The sequence below is a fragment of the Pseudomonas sp. PVC-3-1 genome (assembly GCF_057444315.1).
The window spans coordinates 2,612,006-2,630,839 of the sequence record NZ_CM172023.1 but is presented as its reverse complement, the minus strand read 5'-3'; the positions used below and the strand labels follow the sequence as shown (position 1 = coordinate 2,630,839).

Genomic DNA, 18,834 nt, shown 5'->3' with positions numbered 1-18,834 from the left:
GCCGCCAGCTATTCGAATCGACTTACTCGGCGGCCTTCTGCTGCTCGCGCAGGCGGATGTTCAGCTCGCGCAGAGCCTTGGCATCCACGGTGCCCGGAGCCTGGGTCATGACGTCGCCAGCGCTCTGGGTTTTCGGGAAGGCAATGACTTCGCGGATCGAGGCCGCGCCGGTCATCAGCATCACCAGACGGTCCAGGCCGAAGGCCAGGCCACCGTGCGGCGGCGCGCCGTACTTCAGAGCGTCCAACAGGAAGCCGAACTTCTCTTCCTGCTCCGCATCGTCGATGCCCAGCACGCGGAACACCGCCTGCTGCATGGCCTTGTCGTGGATACGGATGGAACCGCCGCCCAGCTCGGTGCCGTTGAGCACCATGTCGTAGGCACGGGACAGCTTGCCGGCCGGGTTGGCCTCCAGCTCTTCCGGGGTGCACTTGGGCGCGGTGAACGGGTGGTGCAGCGAGGTCAGGCTGCCGTCGTCGTTCTCTTCGAACATCGGGAAGTCCACGACCCACATCGGCGCCCACTCCTTGGTGAGCAGGTTGAGGTCATGGCCGACCTTGATGCGCAGCGCGCCCAGGGCGTCGCAGACGATCTTGGCCTTGTCGGCGCCGAAGAACACGATGTCGCCATCGACCGCACCGACGCGATCGAGGATCTCGTTCAGGTTCGGCTCGGCGATGTTCTTCACGATCGGCGACTGCAGGCCTTCCACGCCCTTGGCGCGCTCGTTGACCTTGATGTAGGCCAGGCCCTTGGCGCCGTAGATGCCGACGAACTTGGTGTAGTCGTCGATCTGCTTGCGCGGCATGCTCGCACCGCCGGGCACGCGCAGGGCGGCAACACGGCCCTTCGGATCGTTGGCCGGGCCGGAGAAGACCTTGAACTCGACGTCCTTCAGTTGATCGGCCACGTCGACCAGTTCCAGCGGGATACGCAGGTCAGGCTTGTCCGAACCGTAGCGACGCATGGCCTCTTCGAACGGCATGTGCGGGAACTCGTCGAACTCGACGTTCAGCACTTCCTTGAACAGCTGGCGCACCATCTTCTCGGTGATCTCGATGATGTCGCTTTCTTCGAGGAAGCTGGTCTCGATGTCGATCTGGGTGAATTCCGGCTGGCGGTCGGCACGCAGGTCTTCGTCGCGGAAGCACTTGGCGATCTGGTAGTAACGGTCGAAGCCGGCCACCATCAGCAGCTGCTTGAACAGCTGGGGCGACTGCGGCAGGGCGAAGAAGTGGCCCGGATAGGTGCGGCTCGGCACCAGGTAGTCACGCGCGCCTTCCGGCGTCGGACGACCGAGGATCGGGGTTTCCACGTCGAGGAAGCCGTTCTCGTCCAGGTAGCGGCGGATGCTGCTGGTGATGCGAGCGCGCAGCTTCAGCTTGGCGGCCATCTCCGGACGACGCAGGTCGATGAAGCGGTAGCGCAGGCGGGTTTCCTCGCCCACGTCGGAGTATTCGTCCAGCGGGAACGGCGGGGTTTCCGCCTGGTTCAGCACTTCCAGCTCGTGACCCAGCACTTCGATGGCGCCCGAGGCCATGTTCGAGTTGCGCGCGCCTTCGGGGCGCAGACGCACCTTGCCGGTGATCTTCACCACGTACTCGCTGCGCACGCGGTCGGCCTTGGCGAAGGTCTCGACGCGATCCGGGTCGAACACCACCTGGGCCAGACCTTCACGATCACGCACGTCGAGGAAGATCACCCCGCCGTGGTCGCGGCGACGGTGTACCCAACCGCAAAGAGTGACTACCTGGCCGTCCAGGCTCTCGTTCAACTGGCCGCAATAGTGGCTGCGCATCATGGTGTGTTTCGCTTCTCGAAAGTCTTGAATTCTAGGGAACCGCTCATTCGCTGGCGGAGCAGGCGCCGGCACCGCAACCGGTGGCCGGACAGGCCGCTGGGGCATCGCCGGAGGCCAGGTTCTTCTTCGCTCCGGTCTTGAAGTCGGTCTCGTACCAACCGCTGCCGCCCAGGCGGAAGCCCGGAGCCGACAACATCTTCTTCAATTCGGGAGCCTTGCAGGCCGGACAATCGACCAACGGCGCATCGCTGATCTTCTGCAGCGATTCCAGCTGATGCGCGCAGGACTGGCACTGGTACTCGTAAATCGGCATGGAACACCTTGGCTGTGTAACGCCACGGGTCCGCGTCCCGCGGCAAAGAGGCCGATTATAGCCTGAAAAATCCGCAGGTTGCAGCCGGGCTCCGGTGGCGGAAAAGCCTGCCGGGCGCACAGCCTTTTAATAGAAAAACTCAATCGATTGCCTTGATATAGACCAAGAGCTTCGCACCTGCCCCGGTGATAGCCTCGAATCCAGCGTTTTAAATCATTCATGCCCGATGAGGAGATCGCCATGGACATCGATATCGGAATCGCCAAAGAAGATCGCGCCGCCATCGCCGACGGCCTGTCCCGCCTGCTGGCCGACACCTACACGCTGTACCTGAAGACCCACAACTTCCACTGGAATGTCACCGGGCCGATGTTCAACACCCTGCACCTGATGTTCGAAGGGCAGTACAACGAACTGGCGCTGGCCGTGGACAGCATCGCCGAACGCATCCGCGCCCTGGGCTTCCCGGCGCCTGGCACCTACGCCGCCTACGCCCGCCTGTCCTCGATCAAGGAAGAAGAAGGCGTACCGGACGCCCAGGAAATGATCCGCCTGCTGGTGCAGGGCCAGGAAGCCGTGGTACGCACCGCCCGCAGCATCTTCCCGCTGGCCGACAAGGTGGCGGACGAGCCCACCGCCGACCTGCTGACCCAGCGCATGCAGGTGCACGAAAAGACTGCCTGGATGCTGCGCAGCCTGCTCGCCGAATAACCCCTTCCCTTTATAAGCAGCCGGCCAGAAAGCCGGCTGCCTACCCCTACGAATGGCCTAAGCGGTTGATTTGAGAAGGCAACTGGATTGCGGTTAAATACCCGCCGTGCGTTTCTCGCATAGGCCGCCCGGCACGCTTTCATTTTCCCTTTCTGGCGTCGCACCTGGGGCTGGCTGCTTCTTTATTTCGTTACCCGCTCAAGGTGAATCCGTAGCCATGTTGAAGATCGTCCATCTCGTGACGGGCGTCGCCGCACTCGTGCTGTCCCTTATCCCGAGTCTGCGTAGTGATGCCCTGCCCTACCTGCAACAGAGCGATGCCATCTACCTGGCCCTGCTCGGTCTGACCAGCCTCCTGCTCGCCCCGAGCAGCCAACTGAAACACCCCTCCGCCCTGCAGAGCCTCGCCACCGCCCTGGTCGTGCTGGCCGTGGTCCTGCAGATCCTGATCCTGCTCGCCCCCCTGCCCTTCATCGGCGAACAACCGGCCATCGTGCTGCCGCTGCTGAGCCTGGCCGGCGCCGTCGTCTTGCAATGGATTGCCGGCCTCAACAAACCGAGCGCCAGCGCCACCATCGAAACCTTCGCCGGTGTAGATCGCGAAACCGGCACCGTTAAGTGGTTCAACACCTCCAAGGGCTTCGGCTTCATTTCCCGCGACTCGGGCGAAGACATCTTCGTCCACTTCCGCGCCATCCGCGGCGAAGGCCACCGCATCCTGATCGAAGGGCAGCGGGTGGAGTTCTCCGTTGTCCAGCGTGACAAGGGGTTGCAGGCAGAGGATGTGATTGCTGCGCTGCCTAATCGGCGCTGAGCGTTACACCCATGAAAAAGCCTGCCGATTGGCGGGCTTTTTTTCAGCGGACAGCACACAACAAGAGAACTTCATTCCCGCTAGAAAAGAAACATACTTCCGCATCCAAATTCAGCAGCAGTTGGGGCGTAGCGAATGGCGAACAACTGCAAACGGCGCTGGCGATCTTTTTGCCTGGTACAACGTCGCTCAGCCACATCAGAACCTGAAAGGACGAACACTGCTGGGAGTCTGAACTGGTATTGATCCTTAACCAAAGCGGGTGGAATGGTTTGAGGCCTGGAGCGGGTTACTGAGCGGCTTTTATCTGAGCGGGTAGCAGCTAAAGGCTGTCCGCCGCAGGGAAAACCACCTATCCACGAAACAGGTGATTTCGGCTGCTCGCTCGGCGGGAAACGTAGGAAATCAGTGGAGAGACGCGAAGAAGTTCAGGCGAAAATCCAATAAGCGAATGGTGGTCGCAGGCGCTTTCAACGGCTCATCCACTCCCTCTCGCCAAGTGGCGGGAATTTGATCTGGACACATGGACAGGACACTGCCTATCGCATGAGATGCTGAAGTGTGGCTTCGGCAAGCTAACAGACTCTTCGCTCAATAATGAGGAGGAGGCGCCTCATCCTCCGCGATACCAACCTGCCCCTGTAGATCCTCCAGACGCTTGAGCAACGCCTGCATCTGCAGACGCAGGCGCTCGATCACACGCTCCTGCTCGTAGACCACATCGCTGAGGGTCTGCAGCGCGTCATCCTGGAAGGCCAGCCGGCTCTCCAGGTCGGTCACCCGGTTTTCCAGATCCATCACTCACTCCTGGCTGAAGCGAAAACCATCGCCCAGCACCATGCGCAGTTTCTCGCGCACCCGCGCCAACTCTTCTTCTTTATAAGGAACGGCGGGATGTTTGCCCCAGACCGGCCCCGGCCAGGCGATATCATCCTTCTTGCGCACGATCACATGCACGTGCAACTGACTGACGACGTTGCCGAGGTTGGCCACGTTCATCTTGTCCGCATCGAAAGTGTCCTTGAGTACTTCGGCCAACTGGGTGGCCTCACGCCAAAGTTGCTGTTGATCGGCGGAGTCGAGCTGGAAGATCTCACTGACATCTTCGCGGCGCGGAACGAGGATGAACCACGGATATTGCGAGTCGTTCATCAAAAGCAGGCTGCTCAGCGGGAGATCACCCACCGCAACTGTGTCCTGCTGGAGGCGGGAATCGAGGGCGAACATAAGACCTCTCCTGTTCGACGGACCTTGTTTGAGCCTAGCTCCACGAGGGAGCCGAAGGGCGCGAAGAATACTAGAGAGCCTCCCCGACGAACATGCCCAGCCGACGCCTCCTGCTGGAGCATGCTCATCAGCGGTCCGCACCAGGATCGCGCATGGCGCGGATTGGCATATCCCGACCACAGGCGCGTGCAGGAATCTGCACGGCAATCACGGCAATCAGCGGCGAAAAAACGATTAAACAGCTACAACTGCGGGATGTCGGAAAACGACATCCGTGCGCGCCCATGTTGCAAATCCTCTACGGAAGCCGTGAAATGCGTCAACGCGTCGCAAGACGAGCACTGTGAAGGCAACCCTGGGCATTTGTGCACGGTTGTTGCTAGAGGCAAGGACAGCGCACCGACGGCCACCCCATTTGGAGAAGTGGACGCGGAGGCGAGAGAACATAAGAAGTGGTCAATGGAATAGAGAACCACAGGGGCTGAAGCATCAATGAAGCAATCAGGGGGCAATCTCTTTTTGCAACATCGAAACTGCTTGGATGCGACACAGTTCATGCAGGTTTGCGACAACCCCGTAAAGTTTTTGCGTGTTTATTTGGGCAACTATCGCCAACTGAACACGCGTGCTATAAGTTAGCGCCGACAAAAAGAATGAGCCGTCACCGCGGCACTGTGATGGCAGATAATTTCAAAACCAAAGGAGCAATCACAATGAAAGTGATGAAGTGGAGCGCCATCGCCCTGGCGGTTTCTGCAGGCAGCACACAACTGGCAATGGCCGAACCCTTCGTAGGTAATCAGGCTGACGCTAAAGGCTTTGTCGAAGACAGCAGCCTGAACTTCCTGGTTCGCAACTACTACTTCAATCGCAACAAGAAAGACGGCGCCACCGACGCCCGTGACTGGACCCAAGGCTTCTGGGCCAACTACAACTCTGGCTTCACCCAAGGCACCGTCGGTTTCGGCGTTGACGCCTTCGGCTACCTGGGCCTGAAACTCGACGGTGGCAGCGGCTACGGCGGCACCGGCAACCTGCCGGTTCACGATGACGGCGACAAGGCTGACGACTTCGGCAAAGCCGGCGCAGCTGTCAAGGTCCGCATCTCCAAGACCGAGCTGAAATTCGGCGACATGCAGCCCACCGCTCCGGTGTTCGCTGTAGGCGGCACCCGCCTGCTGCCGCAAACCGCCAGCGGCTTCAGCCTGATGAGCAGCGAAATCGACGGCCTGGATCTGGAAGGCGGTCACTTCTATTCCGGTACCGGCCAGGACACCACCAACCGTGACGGTGAGATCTGGTCCCAGTACGGTGGCGTCACCGCCAACAGCGCTGACTTCCTGGGTGGCAAGTACGCCATCAACGACCAGCTCTCCGCTTCGCTGTACGGCGCCAAGGTCGAAGACCTGTGGAACCAGTACTACGTCAACCTGAACTACACCCTGCCGATCGCTGACAATCAGTCCCTCGGCCTGGACTTCAACTACTATCGCACCACCGATGCCGGCTCCGCCAAACTGGGTGACATCAGCAACAACACCTTCTCGCTGGCCGCTGCCTACACCATCAGCGCGCACACCCTGACCCTGGCCTTCCAGAAAGTGAACGGCAACACTCCGTTCGACTACATCGGTATCGGCGACAACAACGCCGGCGGCGACTCGATCTTCCTCGCCAACTCCGTTCAGTACTCCGACTTCAACGGCCCGGGTGAGAAATCCATCCAAGGTCGTTACGACCTGAACATGGCCGAGTACGGTGTTCCGGGCCTGACCTTCATGGGCCGTTACATCTACGGTAAGGACATCGACGGCGACAAGATCGATCCGACCAGCCCCTACGCCAACTATGGCTATGGCCCGGACGGCAAACACCGCGAGACCAACCTGGAAGCCAAATACGTTATCCAGAGCGGCCCGGCAAAAGACCTGTCCTTCCGCGCTCGTCAGGCTTGGCACCGCGCCAACGCCGACCAGGCCGAAGGCAACGTCGATGAGTTCCGCCTGATCATCGACTATCCGCTGTCCGTTCTGTAATCCGGAACGAACTGCAGGTAACTAAAAAGCCCGGCTTCTGCCGGGCTTTTTTATTGCAACTTACCTACAACTTCGAACGTATCTGTTACATCGGCAATACATAAGTTCCCGTTACGTGGGCAACCAACTCCTGCGGATTACTGACCGAGTAGACAGAAACTTCGCAAACCACCTGTCGCCGCCCCAGCTTCAATATCTTGGCTTCCGCCAACAGGTCTTCCGGCTTGGGTTTGCTGAGAAAGTTGATATTGAGATTGGAAGTAACGGCCATCTCGACGTTATCCAGCTGCGCCAGGATCACCGCATACATCGCCGCATCCGCCAGCGACATGATGGTGGGGCCGGACACCGTTCCGCCCGGGCGAACCATCTTGCCGTGGAAAGGAACCCGCACGAAGGCGCTGCGCCCTTCCAGTGCATCGATTCGCAAATCCATGTCGTCCGCCATGGGTAATCCCGCGCGGATGAACGCCTGTACCTGGGCTGCATTCAAACGACTCACGCCACTCCTCCGTCTCCGCCCGCCGCGCCCTGTACGCAGCCAGACCTGCACCGTACAATGCCCAGCCTATATTTCCCTTCGCAACCGACAAAACGGCCAAAGATGCGTACCAGTCAGTACCTGCTGTCCACCCTGAAAGAAACCCCTTCCGATGCGGTCGTCATCAGCCATCAGCTGATGCTGCGCGCCGGCATGATCCGCAAGCTGGCGTCCGGTCTCTACACCTGGCTGCCCATGGGTCTGCGGGTACTGCGCAAGGTGGAGACCATCGTTCGCGAAGAGATGAACGCCGCCGGTGCCCTGGAAGTGCTGATGCCGGCCATCCAGCCCGCCGAACTGTGGCAGGAGTCCGGCCGCTGGCAGCAGTATGGCCCCGAGTTGCTGCGCCTGAAGGATCGCCATGACCGCGACTTCTGCGTCGGCCCGACCCACGAGGAAGTAATCACCGACCTCGCGCGCAACGAGCTGAACAGCTACAAGCAGCTGCCGATCAACATGTACCAGATCCAGACCAAGTTCCGTGACGAGATCCGTCCGCGCTTCGGCCTGATGCGTGGCCGCGAGTTCATCATGAAGGACGCCTACTCCTTCCACGCCAGCCAGGACTCGCTGCAGGCGACCTACGACGTCATGTACGGCGCGTACAGCAAGATCTTCACCCGCCTGGGCCTGGACTTCCGCGCCGTGCAGGCGGACAACGGTTCCATCGGCGGCAGCGGCTCCCATGAATTCCACGTGCTGGCCGGCTCCGGTGAGGACGACATCGTCTTCGGCGAATCCACCGATTACGCCGCCAACATCGAGAAGGCCGAGGCCCTGCCCCGCGAGACCGCTCGCGGCGCCGCCACTGAAGAGCTGCGCCTGGTCGACACGCCCGAGACCAAGACCATTGCCGCCCTGGTGGAAAAGTTCGGCCTGCCGATCGAGAAGACCATCAAGACCCTGGTGGTGCATGCTGCCGAAGAAGGCAAGCTGATCGCCCTGATCGTCCGCGGCGACCACGAACTCAACGAGATCAAGGCCGGCAACCACCCCCTGGTCGCCAGCCCCCTGCAGATGGCCAGCGAAGCGGACATCAAGGTTGCGATCGGTGCCGCGCCCGGCTCCCTCGGCCCGCTGAACCTGCCGCTGCCCTGCATCATCGACCGCTCCGTCGCCCTGATGAGCGACTTCGCCGCCGGCGCCAACGTCGACGACAAGCACTACTTCGGCGTGAACTGGGAACGCGATCTGCCGGTACCGGAAGTCGCCGACCTGCGTAACGTCGTCGAAGGCGACCCGAGCCCGGACGGCAAGGGCACCCTGATCATCCGTCGCGGTATCGAAGTCGGCCACATCTTCCAGCTCGGCACCAAGTACAGCGAAGCCATGAAGCTCTCCGTACTGGGCGAGAACGGCAAGCCGGTCACCCTGATCATGGGCTGCTACGGCATCGGCGTATCCCGCGTGGTCGCCGCCGCCATCGAGCAGAACTACGACGACCGCGGCATCCTCTGGCCGGCCGCCCTGGCGCCGTTCCAGATCGCCATCGTGCCGATGAAGTACGAGAACGAAGCCGTGCGCGCTGCCACTGACAAGCTCTACGCGGACCTCACCGCCGCCGGCTTCGAAGTACTGCTGGACGACCGTGACAAGAAGACCAGCCCCGGCGTGAAGTTCGCCGACATGGAACTGATCGGCATCCCCCACCGCATCGTGGTCAGCGAGCGCGGCCTGGACGAAGGCACCCTGGAGTACAAGGGCCGCCGTGACGCCGAGTCGCAGCCTGTCGCCCTGTCCGACCTGCAAGCTTTCATCACGGCCAAGATCGGCAACTGAGCAGAGCGATGTCCACCCGAAGTACCTCAAGCCTCGTGGCTGCCGCCCTGTGCGGCAGCCTTCTGCTGAGCGGCTGCGCCAACCAGCTGCCGCAACGCAGCGAGCATGAAGAGCGTGTCGAGCGCAAACTGCTCGACCACAGCCTGCAGATCGACGTGGGCACCCCGGGCACCCTGGAACTGCCGCAGCGTCGCATTCGCGTGCAGGAGCAGAAGACCTTCGAAGTCACCGAGTTCGAGGTCACCCGCCGCTATGATCGCTATACGCCCTACCAGGGCTGGCGCAAGGTGTACGAGATGCCGCTGGGCGTCGTGGCCTTTGTCGGCGGTATCGGCGCCAACGTGGTGAACGTCTTCGCACTCGGCAATTTGCCGGAAAGCGTCACCCGCGGCTGGATTCGCTACGGCATCGACGGCATGAATCCGTTCATGAACGTCGAGTCCAACGGCCGCGCCGAGCAGAACCTGGCATTGATCGACGAGCAACAGCGCGACAAGCGCACCGAGTACTCCAGCCTGCCCTGGTCGGAGCGCCCGGTGACCGTCACCGCTGGCAAGAACTCCCAGGAGCTGCTCACCGACCGCCACGGCGTGCTGCGCCTGAACCTGCTGGAAGGCCCCTTCAGCGACGACGAAGTCAGCCGCATCGGCCGCCTGCAGTTCAGCGTCCAGGACCCTTCGGACGACACCCGCGCCGACGCCAGCCTGCTGGTCAGCCGCTCCCTGCGCGGCAAGCTGCAGGAAGCCCACGCGCTGATCTATGACGACCTGGAAGGCGACGACGTGCACCATTGGGTACACCGGGTAAAACGTCTGTCTGACCTGGGCCTGGAAGAGGAAGCCAGCGAACTGGAACAGAGCCTGATCGAGCTGACGCGCAACGATCCGGAGCTGCAGAAGGAGTTCCTCCACAGCCTGATGACCGACGCCGGTCGCCTGGCGGCGGACCCCGGCGTCAGCAACTGACGCCTAGCGGCGAACGATGAAGCCGGTGATGCCCTGGGGTGTCATCGGCTGCAACTCCACCGCCGCCACCTTGGCCTTTACCGGGCCGCGCGCCAGCCACTTCTCCAGTTCGCGCACCGCCCCCTCCTCTCCCTCGACCAACAGCTCCACACGCCCGTCTTCGAGGTTGCGCACCCAGCCGTCGACCTCCAGGCGTTCGGCCTGTTCCTGGGTGCTCTGGCGATAATAGACGCCCTGCACCTTGCCGCTGATGTAGCCGTGCAGACAGATTCTGGCCATCTCTACTGTTTCTCCTCGCGCAATGCGCTCAGGCGCGCCTGCAGGCCGGCGGCGGTCTGTTCGCCGAGCAACTGCTCACGCATCTTGCCCTCAGGGTCGACGATGTAGGTTACAGGCAGCGCTTCGCTGCGCGGCAGGCTGTAGCGCGGCGCGGGATCGTCGGCCAGTACGGTGTACTGTACGCCCAGGGCCTGGGAAGCCTTCGCCAGGTCCGCGTCACGCAGCCCGTCGAAGTTCACCCCCAGCACCCGGAAGCCGTTTGCCGTACCCTGTTCAGCCAGATTATTCAGCTCAGGAATTTCCTTGCGGCAAGGCGCGCACCATTCGGCCCAGTAATTAATAACTAGCCACTGGCCATCTACACTCGCAGCGGGTACTTTCTGTCCATGCTGATCGGTGCCATAGTCCGCCGAGCAGCCGGCCAGGATCAGGCCGGCCATCAAGCCCATCACAATACGGAGCCGCACTCCCATGCCTTCAATCCTCGTGTATGCGGGGTGGTCATGATGCTCGATGCCCTGCGCCTGGAGGTGCCGGACATCCTCGAAGAAGATGCCGAGGCAATGAGCAACCTGGCGGTCAGGCTCCAGGAATCGCGGCAGCAGCCCCTGCAGGAAGGTTTGCAGAAGGCCCTGGGCACGCTGTTCCGCCTCAACCGATGCGCGCTGACCTTACTGGAAAGGCAACGCGCCCTGCAAAGCCTCAGCGAAGAATACCGGCATTACGAACGGCTGATCCGCCAGGAAAAGACGCCGCCGGCACTCTTCGTGCACTTCTGCAGCGAACTGGCAGCCGGCTTCAAGCGCCTGTTGCTGCAGATCCTGCACGGCCGCAAACCGTCGCGGCCGCACATGGCCTGGTGCCTGTACATGGCCCAGCATTTCCTTGCCCAGGCTCTGCTGCGTCATTACCAGCAATACCAGCAGCCGCCGGGCAGCCTGTGGCGCGACAGTCACCTGCTGTACTGGATCGGCGAGCACCAGGAGTGCCTGGACGAGCCGGTGGCAGCCGCTTTCGATCCGGTTCCGGCCGGCACCTTGCGCGGGCTGTACCAGCAGATACTGCTGCTGGCCCTGAGCAACCCATTCCACCTGACCGAAGGGGAAGCGCCGCAACTGTTCAGCGCGCTGGCGCCACTGGCCGCGCTGGGGCGGTTGTTACCCTGGGACGATGAGGAGCAGGAAGGCTTCGTCGTCGACTTAGGGTCGGACCAACCCTGCCTCGCCGCTGAGCAAGCCGCCGATGCCCCGACCGAACAGTTGCGCCGCCTGGAGTTGGGCGCGCTGCTGATCGCCCTGCATGACCCTGCTCCGCTGCGCCGCCTGGATCAGGGGGCGCTGCTGGAGCGCGTCCGCCACCATTGGCTCGGGCACCAGGCGCGCCGCCACGAACGCGCAGAACAGAGCGGCACCTGCCGCGTGGTGGTCGGGCTTCCCGCCATCCAGCAGCATTTGCTGGACAGCTCCACCAGCCCCAGCCGGGAAGCAGCCTTGATGGATGCCAGCGCCGGCGGCGCGCGCATCCTCTGCCCCGGTCAACTGGCAGGGCAACTGCCCGTTGGCCAATTGCTGCTGATCCCCGGCAATGGCGGCACCCCTACCCTCGCGGTGGTGCGCTGGCGTCACCTCAACAGCGACGGGCTGCACCTCGGGCTGCGCTATCTGAAAGGGCTTCCCCGCCCGGTCTGGCTCCGCCGCGCGCCTGACGCGCAGCGTCACCCTGGCGTCCTGCAGAGCACACCGGAACCGGGAAACGGCTGGTACCACGGGCTCTGGGTGTCCCAGGGGCAGTTCGTCGAAGACGAGAATCTCTGGCTGCAGCTGGCCAGCTTCGATAACCAGACCATCCTGCCGCTGCCCATTGCCAACCTCAGCACGCCGCTGGTAGCCCGACACCCGCTTCGCCTGGCCTGATTGTCGAATTTGGGAGAGATGTCACAGGCAAGATCGGCAGTAGGCCCGATATGCCAGACGCATGCCTCCCTATAATTCGAACGTTCGTTCCGACACCCGGGACGACTCTCGCTCGCCGGTACAATGGCGGCCTTCAGAACGCGGCTGGCGCCACGCACGCCACCCCTTCAGCGACAGGACAGCCAGATGCAGCCTACAGACCAGCTTGTCAGCAAGGTTCCCAGCCATGTTGTCGCCAGCGCACGGCCGGCCAATGCGGCCAATGGAGGACGGCTGGCCGACTTCAATGTCGCGGTCTGGCTGCACCTGCCCGGCGTAGCGGACCTGCCGGTGACACTGCTGCTCAACTACCGCGATGGCGAGCGCAGCCGGGAAGTGGTGATCGACCATGGAACGGTCAACAAGCAGAGCCGCATCCTGCTCTCGGGCATTGCGCGCCTGTTGTTTTCCCAACGGATCGAGGATGCGCAGATCAAGCTGCGCGCGGCCATTCCCCTGTCACGGGTGATTGCCGAAGAAGTCTTCATGCAGGCGGTGGAACAGCAGGCAGGCGCTGCGCGCCCGGTGGCCACCAGCCTATGATTGATCAGCCCAGCTGACGCACCAGGGTGTCGTCCGACGGCTCGGCCGCCACAGGCTCGGCGGTTTCCTGCGGGACGGACGGCAAGAGCGATTCAGGCCAGCTGCTGAACTGCAGACCAGTGATTCTATTCAACCGCTCCAAGGCGCTCGTCAGATCGCGCTGATGCAGGTGCACTACGTTGTTCTGGTCTTTTTTCATGGATTCGATGGCCTTGGAGGAACTTCTAAAGGACTCCTGTGTCCTGCAACCTCCAAAGCCAGAACTGTGCCAATTCTGAAATAGCCAGAATTGGCGCATTTCTGAAGTGATACAAAACCGCGACAGAATCAGATTCGCCGCAAACTGACGTTTTGCGTCACTCGTAATGTGACGGCTTCAACCATTTCGCCAGGCTGTCACCAAAAAGCTCCTGACGATCCGCCTGATAGCGCGCCAGCGCTTCCCGCAATTCGGGGTACCAGGGCTCATCCAGCTCCGTCGGCAAAGCCTCCAGGCACGGCAGCGGCCAGGGACTGCGATTGAGCAGGTGATGCAGGCTGTAGCTGCCCAGATCACGGCACAGCACCCAGGCGGCAGTGGTCGAGCCGGCGCGGCAGACCAGTTGCTCGCCCTCGAGGAAATCCAGCACCTCCTCCCACTCATCTTCCGGCAGCAGCCAGCCGGCCCGGTGCAGATGCGCCAGACGCGTCGGCAGGCCGTGCCGCTGACGGTCGAAGAACACCCGCAGCACACCAAGGATCACCAGCAGCCGCGGCATCGCCCGGCGTCGCCACAGGCGGGTCGATGACAGGTTGCAGACCAGCTCTGCGCCGAACAGCACGATCAGCCACGACAACCAGATCCACAGCAGGAACAGCGGCACCGTGGCGAAGGCGCCGTAGATCAGCTTGTAGCCAGGGAAGAAGCTCACATAGAAGCCGAACAGCGACTTGGCCGCCTCGAACAGGATCGCGGTGAACACCCCGCCAGCCAGCGCGTGCAGCACCGGCACCCGCGCATTGGGTACCGCCGCATAGATCAGGGTGAAGGCCGCCACGCTGGCCAGCAGCGGCATGAACTTCAGCAGCATCGCTGCCCCCGGCAGTGCATGGGGGCCGGAGAGTAGCGACAGCGAAGTGACGTACGTGGACACGGCAAACCCCGTCCCCAGCAACAGCGGCCCAAGGCTGAGGATCGCCCAGTACAGCAGGAAGCGAGTCACGCCCCGGCGCGGCTGGCGTACGCGCCAGATGGCATTGAAGGCCTTCTCGATGGTCACCAGCATGGTGAAGGCGGTGACCGCCAGGAAAGCCACGCCCAGCCAGGTCAAATGGCGCGCCTGCATGGTGAAGTTGCGCAGGTAGGCCTCGACCGCCTCGCCGGTGGACGGCACGAAGTTGCGGAAGATGAACAGCTGGATGCGCTCGCCCATGCCTTCGAAGGCGGGCACGGCCGAGAGCATGGCAAAAGTCACGGTCATCATCGGGACGACCGCGAACAGCGTGGTGTAGGTCAGGGCCGCGGCGCTGTTAGGCGCCTTGTCGGCCAGGAAGCGCTGGACCAGATAGCGGCCGAATTCGACCAGGCCCTGCAAGCGTTCGTGCATGAAGTGTCCTTTGGCTGCACTGAAAAAACCGTCCTCGTAGATCGCGGCGAACGACAGCGGTTCAGTCCAGTCCGAGGAGGCGGTTAGAATAGCCGCCACTTCATCGGCCTTGCGAGTCCCGGCATATGAGCCAGATTTCAATTTTCCACAATCCGCGCTGCTCCAAATCCCGTGGAGCCCTCGAACTGCTCGAAGAGCGCGGCATCCAGCCGAATGTCATTCGCTACCTGGAAACCCCGCCCAGCGCCACCGAACTCAAGGCCCTGCTCAGCAAGCTGGGTATCGGTGCACGCCAGTTGCTGCGCACCGGCGAAGACGAATACAAGAACCTGGACCTCGCCAACCCGGCACTGAGCGATGACCAACTGATCGACGCGATGGCGCAGCATCCCAAGCTGATCGAACGGCCGATCGTCATCGTCGGCAACAAGGCGGTGATCGGCCGTCCGCCGGAGAAAGTCCTGGAGATCCTGCCTTGAGCGCTCCCTATATCCTGGTCCTGTACTACAGCCGTCACGGCGCCACCGCCGAAATGGCGCGGCAGATCGCCCGTGGCGTCGAGCAGGGCGGACTGGAAGCGCGCGTGCGGACGGTGCCGGCGATTTCCACCGAATGTGAAGCCGTCGCCCCGGACATCCCGGCCGAAGGCGCGCTCTACGCCACCCTGGATGACCTGAAGGACTGCTCCGGCCTCGTTCTCGGCAGCCCGACCCGTTTCGGCAACATGGCCGCGCCGCTCAAGTACTTCCTCGACGGCACCAGCAGCCTGTGGCTGACCGGAGGTCTGGTAGGCAAGCCGGCGGCAGTCTTCACCTCTACCGCCAGCCTGCACGGCGGCCAGGAGACCACCCAGCTGTCGATGATGCTGCCGCTGCTGCACCACGGCATGCTCATCTCCGGCATCCCCTACAGCGAGCCCGCCCTGCTGGAAACCCGCGGTGGTGGCACGCCCTATGGCGCCAGCCACTTCGCCACTGCCGACGGCAAGCGCAGCCTGGACGAACACGAAATCACCCTGTGCCGCGCGCTCGGCAAGCGCCTGGCCGAAGTCGCCCGCAAACTGGAGAGTTGAATGGCCCGCAAGAATAAACCGCTGCCGTCCCTGGAGTGGCTCAAACCTCGGCTGGCCGCCAGCCGCGCGGTCGCCCTCGGCAGCTTCATCGGGCTGATCCTGCTCATCGTCATCTGGGACCTGCTGTTCGCCGACGCCCACGGCGGTGCGCGCTGGGTGCCGTGGGCGTTCCTCGGCTTCAAGCTGCTGCCGCTGCTGGTGGTGGCGCCGGGCATCCTGATCGGCAGCGCCCGCGGGCACGCCTGGGCGTGCTACGTGATCAACCTGTACTTCATCCTCGGCGTGCTCAACGCCTTCGATCCCAACCATGCCATCTTCGGCTGGGCGGAGATCATCCTCAGCGTGTCGCTGTTCTGCTCGGCGCTGATGTACACGCGCTGGCGCTTCCAGTACGACCGCAAGCTGGCCGGCGAGACTTGACCGGTGCGGTTGCTGCTTCTACCTGGGCTTAACGGCAGCAATCGCCTATTCACCCCTCTACTGCCTCATCTGCCAGGCAACCTGACTGTGGAATGTCTTGAGCTGCCTGAAGAGGGAGCCCAGGACTACCTAAGCCTGGCGGACGCACTACACCCCAAGTTGGGAAGCACTCCCTTCGTGCTGCTGGGCGAATCGTTCTCCGGTCCTCTGGTCAGGGTGCTCGCCCAACGCTCTCCGACGGGGTTGCGAGGAGTCGTTTTCGCCGCCACGTTCGCCGTACCGCCGAACCCGCTGCTTAGCCTGCTCCAGTTCCTTCCCCTGCCGCCGACCGCTCTGCTCGCTCAGCGCAGATTGATTCGTCAGTTCTGTGTGGGGCGAAATGCTTCGGACGCGCTGGTGAACTTGATCGCTGAAGAAGTCCGCCGACTGCCAACAGCACAGGTTCACGCGCGCCTGAAAACTCTGGCCCGACTGCGCGAACCGACCTCGCCGCTGACAATTCCCTGCCTGAGCCTGGTGCCACTGAACGACCGACTGGTGAGCATGCGCGCACGAGCCAGCATTGCCCCCGGCTGCGAAAACATCAGGACGAAGAAAATCGCCGGCCCGCACTTTCTGCTGCAAAGCAGACCTGAACCCTGCGGGGCCGCCATCGCGGCGTTTATGAATGAGCTGAGCTGAAACCGAGGCTGTTTACCAGCCCATGGTTTCCTTGAGGAAGGGGATGGTCAGCTTGCGCTGGGCCTGCAGCGAGGCCTTGTCCAGTTCGTCCAGCAGGTCGAAGAGGAACTGCATGCTGCGCGCGCCGCGGGTGAGGATGAAACGCCCCACTTCATCGGTCAGGTGCAGGCCGCGACGCGAGGCGCGCAGCTGGAGGGCGCGCAGCTTCTCGTCGTCGGTCAGCGGGTGCAGCTGGAAGATCAGCGAGAGGGTCAGGCGCGATTTGAGGTCCGGCAGCTTTACCCCCAGCTCGCGCGGCGACACCGAGGCCGACAGCAGCAGCTTGCGGCCGGAGTCGCGCAGGCGGTTGAACAGGTGGAACAGCGCCTCTTCCCATTCACGCTTGCCAGCCAGGGCGTCGAGATCGTCCAGGCATACCAGCTCGCGCTGCTCGAGGTTGTCGAAGATTTCCGGGCCATAGGCCACCAGGTCAGCCATTGGCAGGTAGACAGAGGGCTCACCCAGTTGCTCGGAACGAATGCAGGCCGCCTGCAGCAGGTGGCTGCGGCCCACGCCCTCGGCGCCCCAGAGATAGATCAGGCTTTCCGTCCACCCCGCCTCGGGCTCGCACAGACGCTCGACATAGCCGAGCGCCGCGGCGTTGGCACCGGGGTAGTAGTTGGCGAACGTTGCATCATCGCGCAGACGTACGCTGAGTGGGAGCTGCATAGGAGTCATGCCGGGCCGGGCGTTTCTTCAATCGCTTGGGGTGGGCCTTGGTGCCTGAAAGTTTATCCAAATCAGAAGGATAACGCAGCTACCACGTGCGACTCAGAGCCACCGGCGCCGGGAAGCGGGGATTTGCCCGCCCCCGGAGCGCTCGTCACCAGTGGAAGCGCAGGGTGTTCTGGGCCGGCACGGCCGCGTTCGGCACCGGCTGGCCATTGGCGTCGACCGCCGGTTGCGCCGGCTCGGCCGGGGCTTCCTGCAGGCGGGCCAAAGCCAGCTGCGCACGCAGTTGCTCGGAGCTGGCGGTTACGCGGTAGACCAGATTCTTGCCCTGGACTTCCACCAGCTTGGCGCCCATCGGCTCCAGCAGGCGCGAAACTTCGGCGTAGCGCGCCAGATCAGCGCCCTCGATCTGCAGGACCTGGGCCGAAGCCGAGCCGGCCGAACCGACGAAGCGCTGCGACAGGCGCTGGGATACGCCCAGCATCACCGCATCGGCCAGCGCATCCGGGGTATCGCCCTGGGCCTGGCCCTGCTCCCGGCTGTCGCCCATCCACACGCGCCAGGTGGCGGTCCACTTGCCGTCGGCCTCCTTCGCGTCCACCGCCAGCAGGGCATCGGCGCCGTAGCGCTCGGAGGCGGTTTTCAGCACGTCGGGCTGGGCGGCGTTGAGATTTTCGGGGGTACCGACCTGCTGCTCGCTGAGGTCGGCCATCGGCAGACGCAGCGGCAGGCCGCGGCGCTGGGCCGCGCGGTTCAGCGGGGCGGAAGCTTCCTGGCTGTCGCCCACCAGGCTGCTGCCGTTGGCGCTTTCGTTCAGCCACCAGGCCAGCACACTCGGCCGGCTGGCGCCCCAGACCGGCAGGCCGGCCTGGCGCAAGGCGTTGTCGGTAGCAGTCGGGTCGAAGTCCACCACCAGCGCCATGGGCGGGCCGTTCTCGAAGCCGTACTGGCTGATCAGTTGCTGCGGGTCCTTGAAGTAGCCGGCCAGTGCCGGGCTCTGTGCGGCGCTGGCGTTGCCGGTCAGGCGCAGTACCAGGGTCTGCAGGGCGCGGGTCAGGCCGGCATTGCGCTCGTCCGGCTGCTGGGAGGCGACCGGTTCGTGCACCTGGTAGAGGTTGCCCAGCGTTTCAGCGAAGGACGGCAGGCTGAACAGCGTCAGGCAGAGGATCAACAGGCGGGCGGTCAGGCGCATGGCGGGCTCTCGCGGCGAAAACGAAGATGCCAGCGCTCAACGAGCTGGCAAGGAAGGCCTATACCTTAAACAGCCGTCCGGCCAGCGGCAACAGCGCGAGATGGCCGCTGCCGGGCAAGCCTGATAAAATCCCGCGCCTCCCGCGCAGGCCGGGAAGCGCGAACGGCGCGCCCGGCGGCAAGACGAATCATCCCTTCTATAGGCCTGGATT

General features: G+C 63.1%; 23 protein-coding genes. 12 read left to right on the top strand and 11 right to left on the bottom strand.

Features of this window, described 5'->3' with window-relative positions:
• Positions 1-22: 22 nt before the first annotated feature.
• Both aspS and AC2T4A_RS12325 read right to left on the bottom strand, forming a co-directional pair.
• Positions 23-1,801, bottom strand: a complete 1,779-nt coding sequence (gene aspS / locus AC2T4A_RS12330; protein ID WP_024763363.1) for an aspartate--tRNA ligase — start codon at positions 1,799-1,801, stop codon at positions 23-25.
• Between the two features lie 43 nt (positions 1,802-1,844).
• Positions 1,845-2,114: an FmdB family zinc ribbon protein gene (locus AC2T4A_RS12325; protein WP_017522110.1), complete on the bottom strand. Its 270-nt coding sequence runs from the start codon at positions 2,112-2,114 to the stop codon at positions 1,845-1,847.
• A gap of 240 nt (positions 2,115-2,354) precedes the next feature.
• Between AC2T4A_RS12325 and AC2T4A_RS12320 the strand changes: the two genes are divergently transcribed.
• The 3 genes from AC2T4A_RS12320 to AC2T4A_RS12310 all read left to right on the top strand — a co-directional run bounded on the left by AC2T4A_RS12320 (position 2,355) and on the right by AC2T4A_RS12310 (position 3,874).
• Entirely contained in the window at positions 2,355-2,825 is a 471-nt protein-coding gene (locus tag AC2T4A_RS12320; RefSeq protein ID WP_024763362.1) for a Dps family protein, read from the top strand.
• Between the two features lie 217 nt (positions 2,826-3,042).
• On the top strand, positions 3,043-3,639 hold the full coding sequence (locus AC2T4A_RS12315) for a cold-shock protein (protein ID WP_478378798.1): 597 nt from the start codon (positions 3,043-3,045) through the stop codon (positions 3,637-3,639).
• The gene (locus AC2T4A_RS12310) at positions 3,614-3,874 is read left to right on the top strand and encodes a hypothetical protein (protein WP_478378799.1); all 261 of its coding nucleotides are present in this window, start codon (positions 3,614-3,616) and stop codon (positions 3,872-3,874) included. Before AC2T4A_RS12315 ends, AC2T4A_RS12310 begins: the two co-directional genes overlap by 26 nt.
• Positions 3,875-4,230: 356 nt before the next feature.
• Here AC2T4A_RS12310 and AC2T4A_RS12305 read toward each other — a convergent pair whose 3' ends face one another.
• Both AC2T4A_RS12305 and AC2T4A_RS12300 read right to left on the bottom strand, forming a co-directional pair.
• Positions 4,231-4,437 carry a SlyX family protein gene (locus tag AC2T4A_RS12305; protein WP_416745532.1) on the bottom strand — a complete coding sequence of 69 codons (207 nt, stop codon included), beginning with the start codon at positions 4,435-4,437 and terminating at the stop codon, positions 4,231-4,233.
• Positions 4,438-4,440: 3 nt separating this feature from the next.
• Positions 4,441-4,866 carry an HIT family protein gene (locus AC2T4A_RS12300; protein ID WP_486743415.1) on the bottom strand — a complete coding sequence of 142 codons (426 nt, stop codon included), beginning with the start codon at positions 4,864-4,866 and terminating at the stop codon, positions 4,441-4,443.
• A 713-nt stretch (positions 4,867-5,579) separates the two neighbouring features.
• Between AC2T4A_RS12300 and AC2T4A_RS12295 the strand changes: the two genes are divergently transcribed.
• Positions 5,580-6,902, top strand: coding sequence for an OprD family porin (locus tag AC2T4A_RS12295; RefSeq protein WP_478378801.1), 1,323 nt, complete (start codon positions 5,580-5,582; stop codon positions 6,900-6,902).
• A gap of 85 nt (positions 6,903-6,987) precedes the next feature.
• Here AC2T4A_RS12295 and AC2T4A_RS12290 read toward each other — a convergent pair whose 3' ends face one another.
• The gene (locus tag AC2T4A_RS12290) at positions 6,988-7,395 is read right to left on the bottom strand and encodes a PaaI family thioesterase (RefSeq protein WP_416745663.1); all 408 of its coding nucleotides are present in this window, start codon (positions 7,393-7,395) and stop codon (positions 6,988-6,990) included.
• Positions 7,396-7,506: 111 nt separating this feature from the next.
• Here AC2T4A_RS12290 and AC2T4A_RS12285 point away from each other — a divergent pair, with 111 nt between their 5' ends.
• A complete protein-coding gene (locus AC2T4A_RS12285) occupies positions 7,507-9,222 on the top strand; it encodes a proline--tRNA ligase (protein ID WP_478378802.1) in 1,716 nt (571 codons plus the stop codon).
• A gap of 8 nt (positions 9,223-9,230) precedes the next feature.
• Positions 9,231-10,187 carry a hypothetical protein gene (locus AC2T4A_RS12280; RefSeq protein ID WP_486743414.1) on the top strand — a complete coding sequence of 319 codons (957 nt, stop codon included), beginning with the start codon at positions 9,231-9,233 and terminating at the stop codon, positions 10,185-10,187.
• A gap of 3 nt (positions 10,188-10,190) precedes the next feature.
• On the opposite strand, the gene AC2T4A_RS12275 is transcribed toward AC2T4A_RS12280, so the two are convergent.
• Together AC2T4A_RS12275 and AC2T4A_RS12270 are read right to left on the bottom strand one after the other, a co-directional pair.
• On the bottom strand, positions 10,191-10,466 hold the full coding sequence (locus AC2T4A_RS12275) for an acylphosphatase (RefSeq protein ID WP_478378803.1): 276 nt from the start codon (positions 10,464-10,466) through the stop codon (positions 10,191-10,193).
• Positions 10,467-10,468: 2 nt separating this feature from the next.
• Positions 10,469-10,939: a TlpA disulfide reductase family protein gene (locus AC2T4A_RS12270; protein ID WP_416745544.1), complete on the bottom strand. Its 471-nt coding sequence runs from the start codon at positions 10,937-10,939 to the stop codon at positions 10,469-10,471.
• A gap of 30 nt (positions 10,940-10,969) precedes the next feature.
• On the opposite strand from AC2T4A_RS12270, the gene AC2T4A_RS12265 reads away from it, so the two are divergent.
• Both AC2T4A_RS12265 and AC2T4A_RS12260 read left to right on the top strand, forming a co-directional pair.
• Positions 10,970-12,379 carry a PilZ domain-containing protein gene (locus AC2T4A_RS12265; RefSeq protein ID WP_486743413.1) on the top strand — a complete coding sequence of 470 codons (1,410 nt, stop codon included), beginning with the start codon at positions 10,970-10,972 and terminating at the stop codon, positions 12,377-12,379.
• A 186-nt stretch (positions 12,380-12,565) separates the two neighbouring features.
• The gene (locus AC2T4A_RS12260; RefSeq protein WP_416745548.1) at positions 12,566-12,961 is read left to right on the top strand and encodes a hypothetical protein; all 396 of its coding nucleotides are present in this window, start codon (positions 12,566-12,568) and stop codon (positions 12,959-12,961) included.
• Positions 12,962-12,965: 4 nt separating this feature from the next.
• Here the strand turns inward: AC2T4A_RS12260 and AC2T4A_RS12255 are convergent, their stop codons facing one another.
• Together AC2T4A_RS12255 and AC2T4A_RS12250 are read right to left on the bottom strand one after the other, a co-directional pair.
• Positions 12,966-13,160, bottom strand: coding sequence for a hypothetical protein (locus tag AC2T4A_RS12255; RefSeq protein ID WP_416745550.1), 195 nt, complete (start codon positions 13,158-13,160; stop codon positions 12,966-12,968).
• Positions 13,161-13,317: 157 nt separating this feature from the next.
• Complete coding sequence (locus AC2T4A_RS12250; protein ID WP_486743412.1) at positions 13,318-14,547, bottom strand: YihY family inner membrane protein; 1,230 nt, start codon at positions 14,545-14,547, stop codon at positions 13,318-13,320.
• 125 nt (positions 14,548-14,672) lie between these two features.
• Between AC2T4A_RS12250 and arsC the strand changes: the two genes are divergently transcribed.
• From arsC to AC2T4A_RS12230, 4 genes are all read left to right on the top strand, one after another.
• Positions 14,673-15,026, top strand: coding sequence for an arsenate reductase (glutaredoxin) (gene arsC, locus AC2T4A_RS12245; RefSeq protein ID WP_478378806.1), 354 nt, complete (start codon positions 14,673-14,675; stop codon positions 15,024-15,026).
• Positions 15,023-15,619 (top strand): NAD(P)H:quinone oxidoreductase, encoded by a 597-nt coding sequence (wrbA, locus tag AC2T4A_RS12240; protein ID WP_416745556.1) that lies wholly within the window; start codon positions 15,023-15,025, stop codon positions 15,617-15,619. The genes arsC and wrbA overlap by 4 nt, the downstream gene beginning before the upstream one ends.
• Positions 15,620-16,039 carry a DUF2069 domain-containing protein gene (locus tag AC2T4A_RS12235; RefSeq protein WP_478378807.1) on the top strand — a complete coding sequence of 140 codons (420 nt, stop codon included), beginning with the start codon at positions 15,620-15,622 and terminating at the stop codon, positions 16,037-16,039.
• 177 nt (positions 16,040-16,216) lie between these two features.
• Positions 16,217-16,720, top strand: coding sequence for an alpha/beta fold hydrolase (locus AC2T4A_RS12230; protein WP_486743411.1), 504 nt, complete (start codon positions 16,217-16,219; stop codon positions 16,718-16,720).
• Positions 16,721-16,732: 12 nt separating this feature from the next.
• On the opposite strand, the gene hda is transcribed toward AC2T4A_RS12230, so the two are convergent.
• Together hda and AC2T4A_RS12220 are read right to left on the bottom strand one after the other, a co-directional pair.
• Positions 16,733-17,437 (bottom strand): DnaA regulatory inactivator Hda, encoded by a 705-nt coding sequence (gene hda / locus AC2T4A_RS12225; RefSeq protein WP_024764559.1) that lies wholly within the window; start codon positions 17,435-17,437, stop codon positions 16,733-16,735.
• 145 nt (positions 17,438-17,582) lie between these two features.
• Entirely contained in the window at positions 17,583-18,623 is a 1,041-nt protein-coding gene (locus AC2T4A_RS12220) for a DUF2066 domain-containing protein (RefSeq protein WP_416745560.1), read from the bottom strand.
• Positions 18,624-18,834: the final 211 nt, after the last annotated feature.

What these genes read in the sequence shown, in the direction of transcription:
- AC2T4A_RS12260 (WP_416745548.1), top strand. Translation starts at nt 12,566, where the DNA reads ATGCAGCCTACAGACCAGCTTGTCAGCAAGGTTCCCAGCCATGTTGTC.
- AC2T4A_RS12325 (WP_017522110.1), bottom strand. Translation starts at nt 2,114, where the DNA reads ATGCCGATTTACGAGTACCAGTGCCAGTCCTGCGCGCATCAGCTGGAA.
- AC2T4A_RS12235 (WP_478378807.1), top strand. Translation starts at nt 15,620, where the DNA reads ATGGCCCGCAAGAATAAACCGCTGCCGTCCCTGGAGTGGCTCAAACCT.
- AC2T4A_RS12320 (WP_024763362.1), top strand. Translation starts at nt 2,355, where the DNA reads ATGGACATCGATATCGGAATCGCCAAAGAAGATCGCGCCGCCATCGCC.
- AC2T4A_RS12315 (WP_478378798.1), top strand. Translation starts at nt 3,043, where the DNA reads ATGTTGAAGATCGTCCATCTCGTGACGGGCGTCGCCGCACTCGTGCTG.
- AC2T4A_RS12220 (WP_416745560.1), bottom strand. Translation starts at nt 18,623, where the DNA reads ATGCGCCTGACCGCCCGCCTGTTGATCCTCTGCCTGACGCTGTTCAGC.
- AC2T4A_RS12305 (WP_416745532.1), bottom strand. Translation starts at nt 4,437, where the DNA reads ATGGATCTGGAAAACCGGGTGACCGACCTGGAGAGCCGGCTGGCCTTC.
- AC2T4A_RS12250 (WP_486743412.1), bottom strand. Translation starts at nt 14,547, where the DNA reads ATGCACGAACGCTTGCAGGGCCTGGTCGAATTCGGCCGCTATCTGGTC.
- AC2T4A_RS12255 (WP_416745550.1), bottom strand. Translation starts at nt 13,160, where the DNA reads ATGAAAAAAGACCAGAACAACGTAGTGCACCTGCATCAGCGCGATCTG.
- aspS (WP_024763363.1), bottom strand. Translation starts at nt 1,801, where the DNA reads ATGATGCGCAGCCACTATTGCGGCCAGTTGAACGAGAGCCTGGACGGC.
- AC2T4A_RS12285 (WP_478378802.1), top strand. Translation starts at nt 7,507, where the DNA reads ATGCGTACCAGTCAGTACCTGCTGTCCACCCTGAAAGAAACCCCTTCC.
- AC2T4A_RS12275 (WP_478378803.1), bottom strand. Translation starts at nt 10,466, where the DNA reads ATGGCCAGAATCTGTCTGCACGGCTACATCAGCGGCAAGGTGCAGGGC.
- hda (WP_024764559.1), bottom strand. Translation starts at nt 17,437, where the DNA reads ATGACTCCTATGCAGCTCCCACTCAGCGTACGTCTGCGCGATGATGCA.
- arsC (WP_478378806.1), top strand. Translation starts at nt 14,673, where the DNA reads ATGAGCCAGATTTCAATTTTCCACAATCCGCGCTGCTCCAAATCCCGT.
- AC2T4A_RS12280 (WP_486743414.1), top strand. Translation starts at nt 9,231, where the DNA reads ATGTCCACCCGAAGTACCTCAAGCCTCGTGGCTGCCGCCCTGTGCGGC.
- AC2T4A_RS12295 (WP_478378801.1), top strand. Translation starts at nt 5,580, where the DNA reads ATGAAAGTGATGAAGTGGAGCGCCATCGCCCTGGCGGTTTCTGCAGGC.
- AC2T4A_RS12300 (WP_486743415.1), bottom strand. Translation starts at nt 4,866, where the DNA reads ATGTTCGCCCTCGATTCCCGCCTCCAGCAGGACACAGTTGCGGTGGGT.
- AC2T4A_RS12270 (WP_416745544.1), bottom strand. Translation starts at nt 10,939, where the DNA reads ATGGGAGTGCGGCTCCGTATTGTGATGGGCTTGATGGCCGGCCTGATC.
- AC2T4A_RS12265 (WP_486743413.1), top strand. Translation starts at nt 10,970, where the DNA reads ATGATGCTCGATGCCCTGCGCCTGGAGGTGCCGGACATCCTCGAAGAA.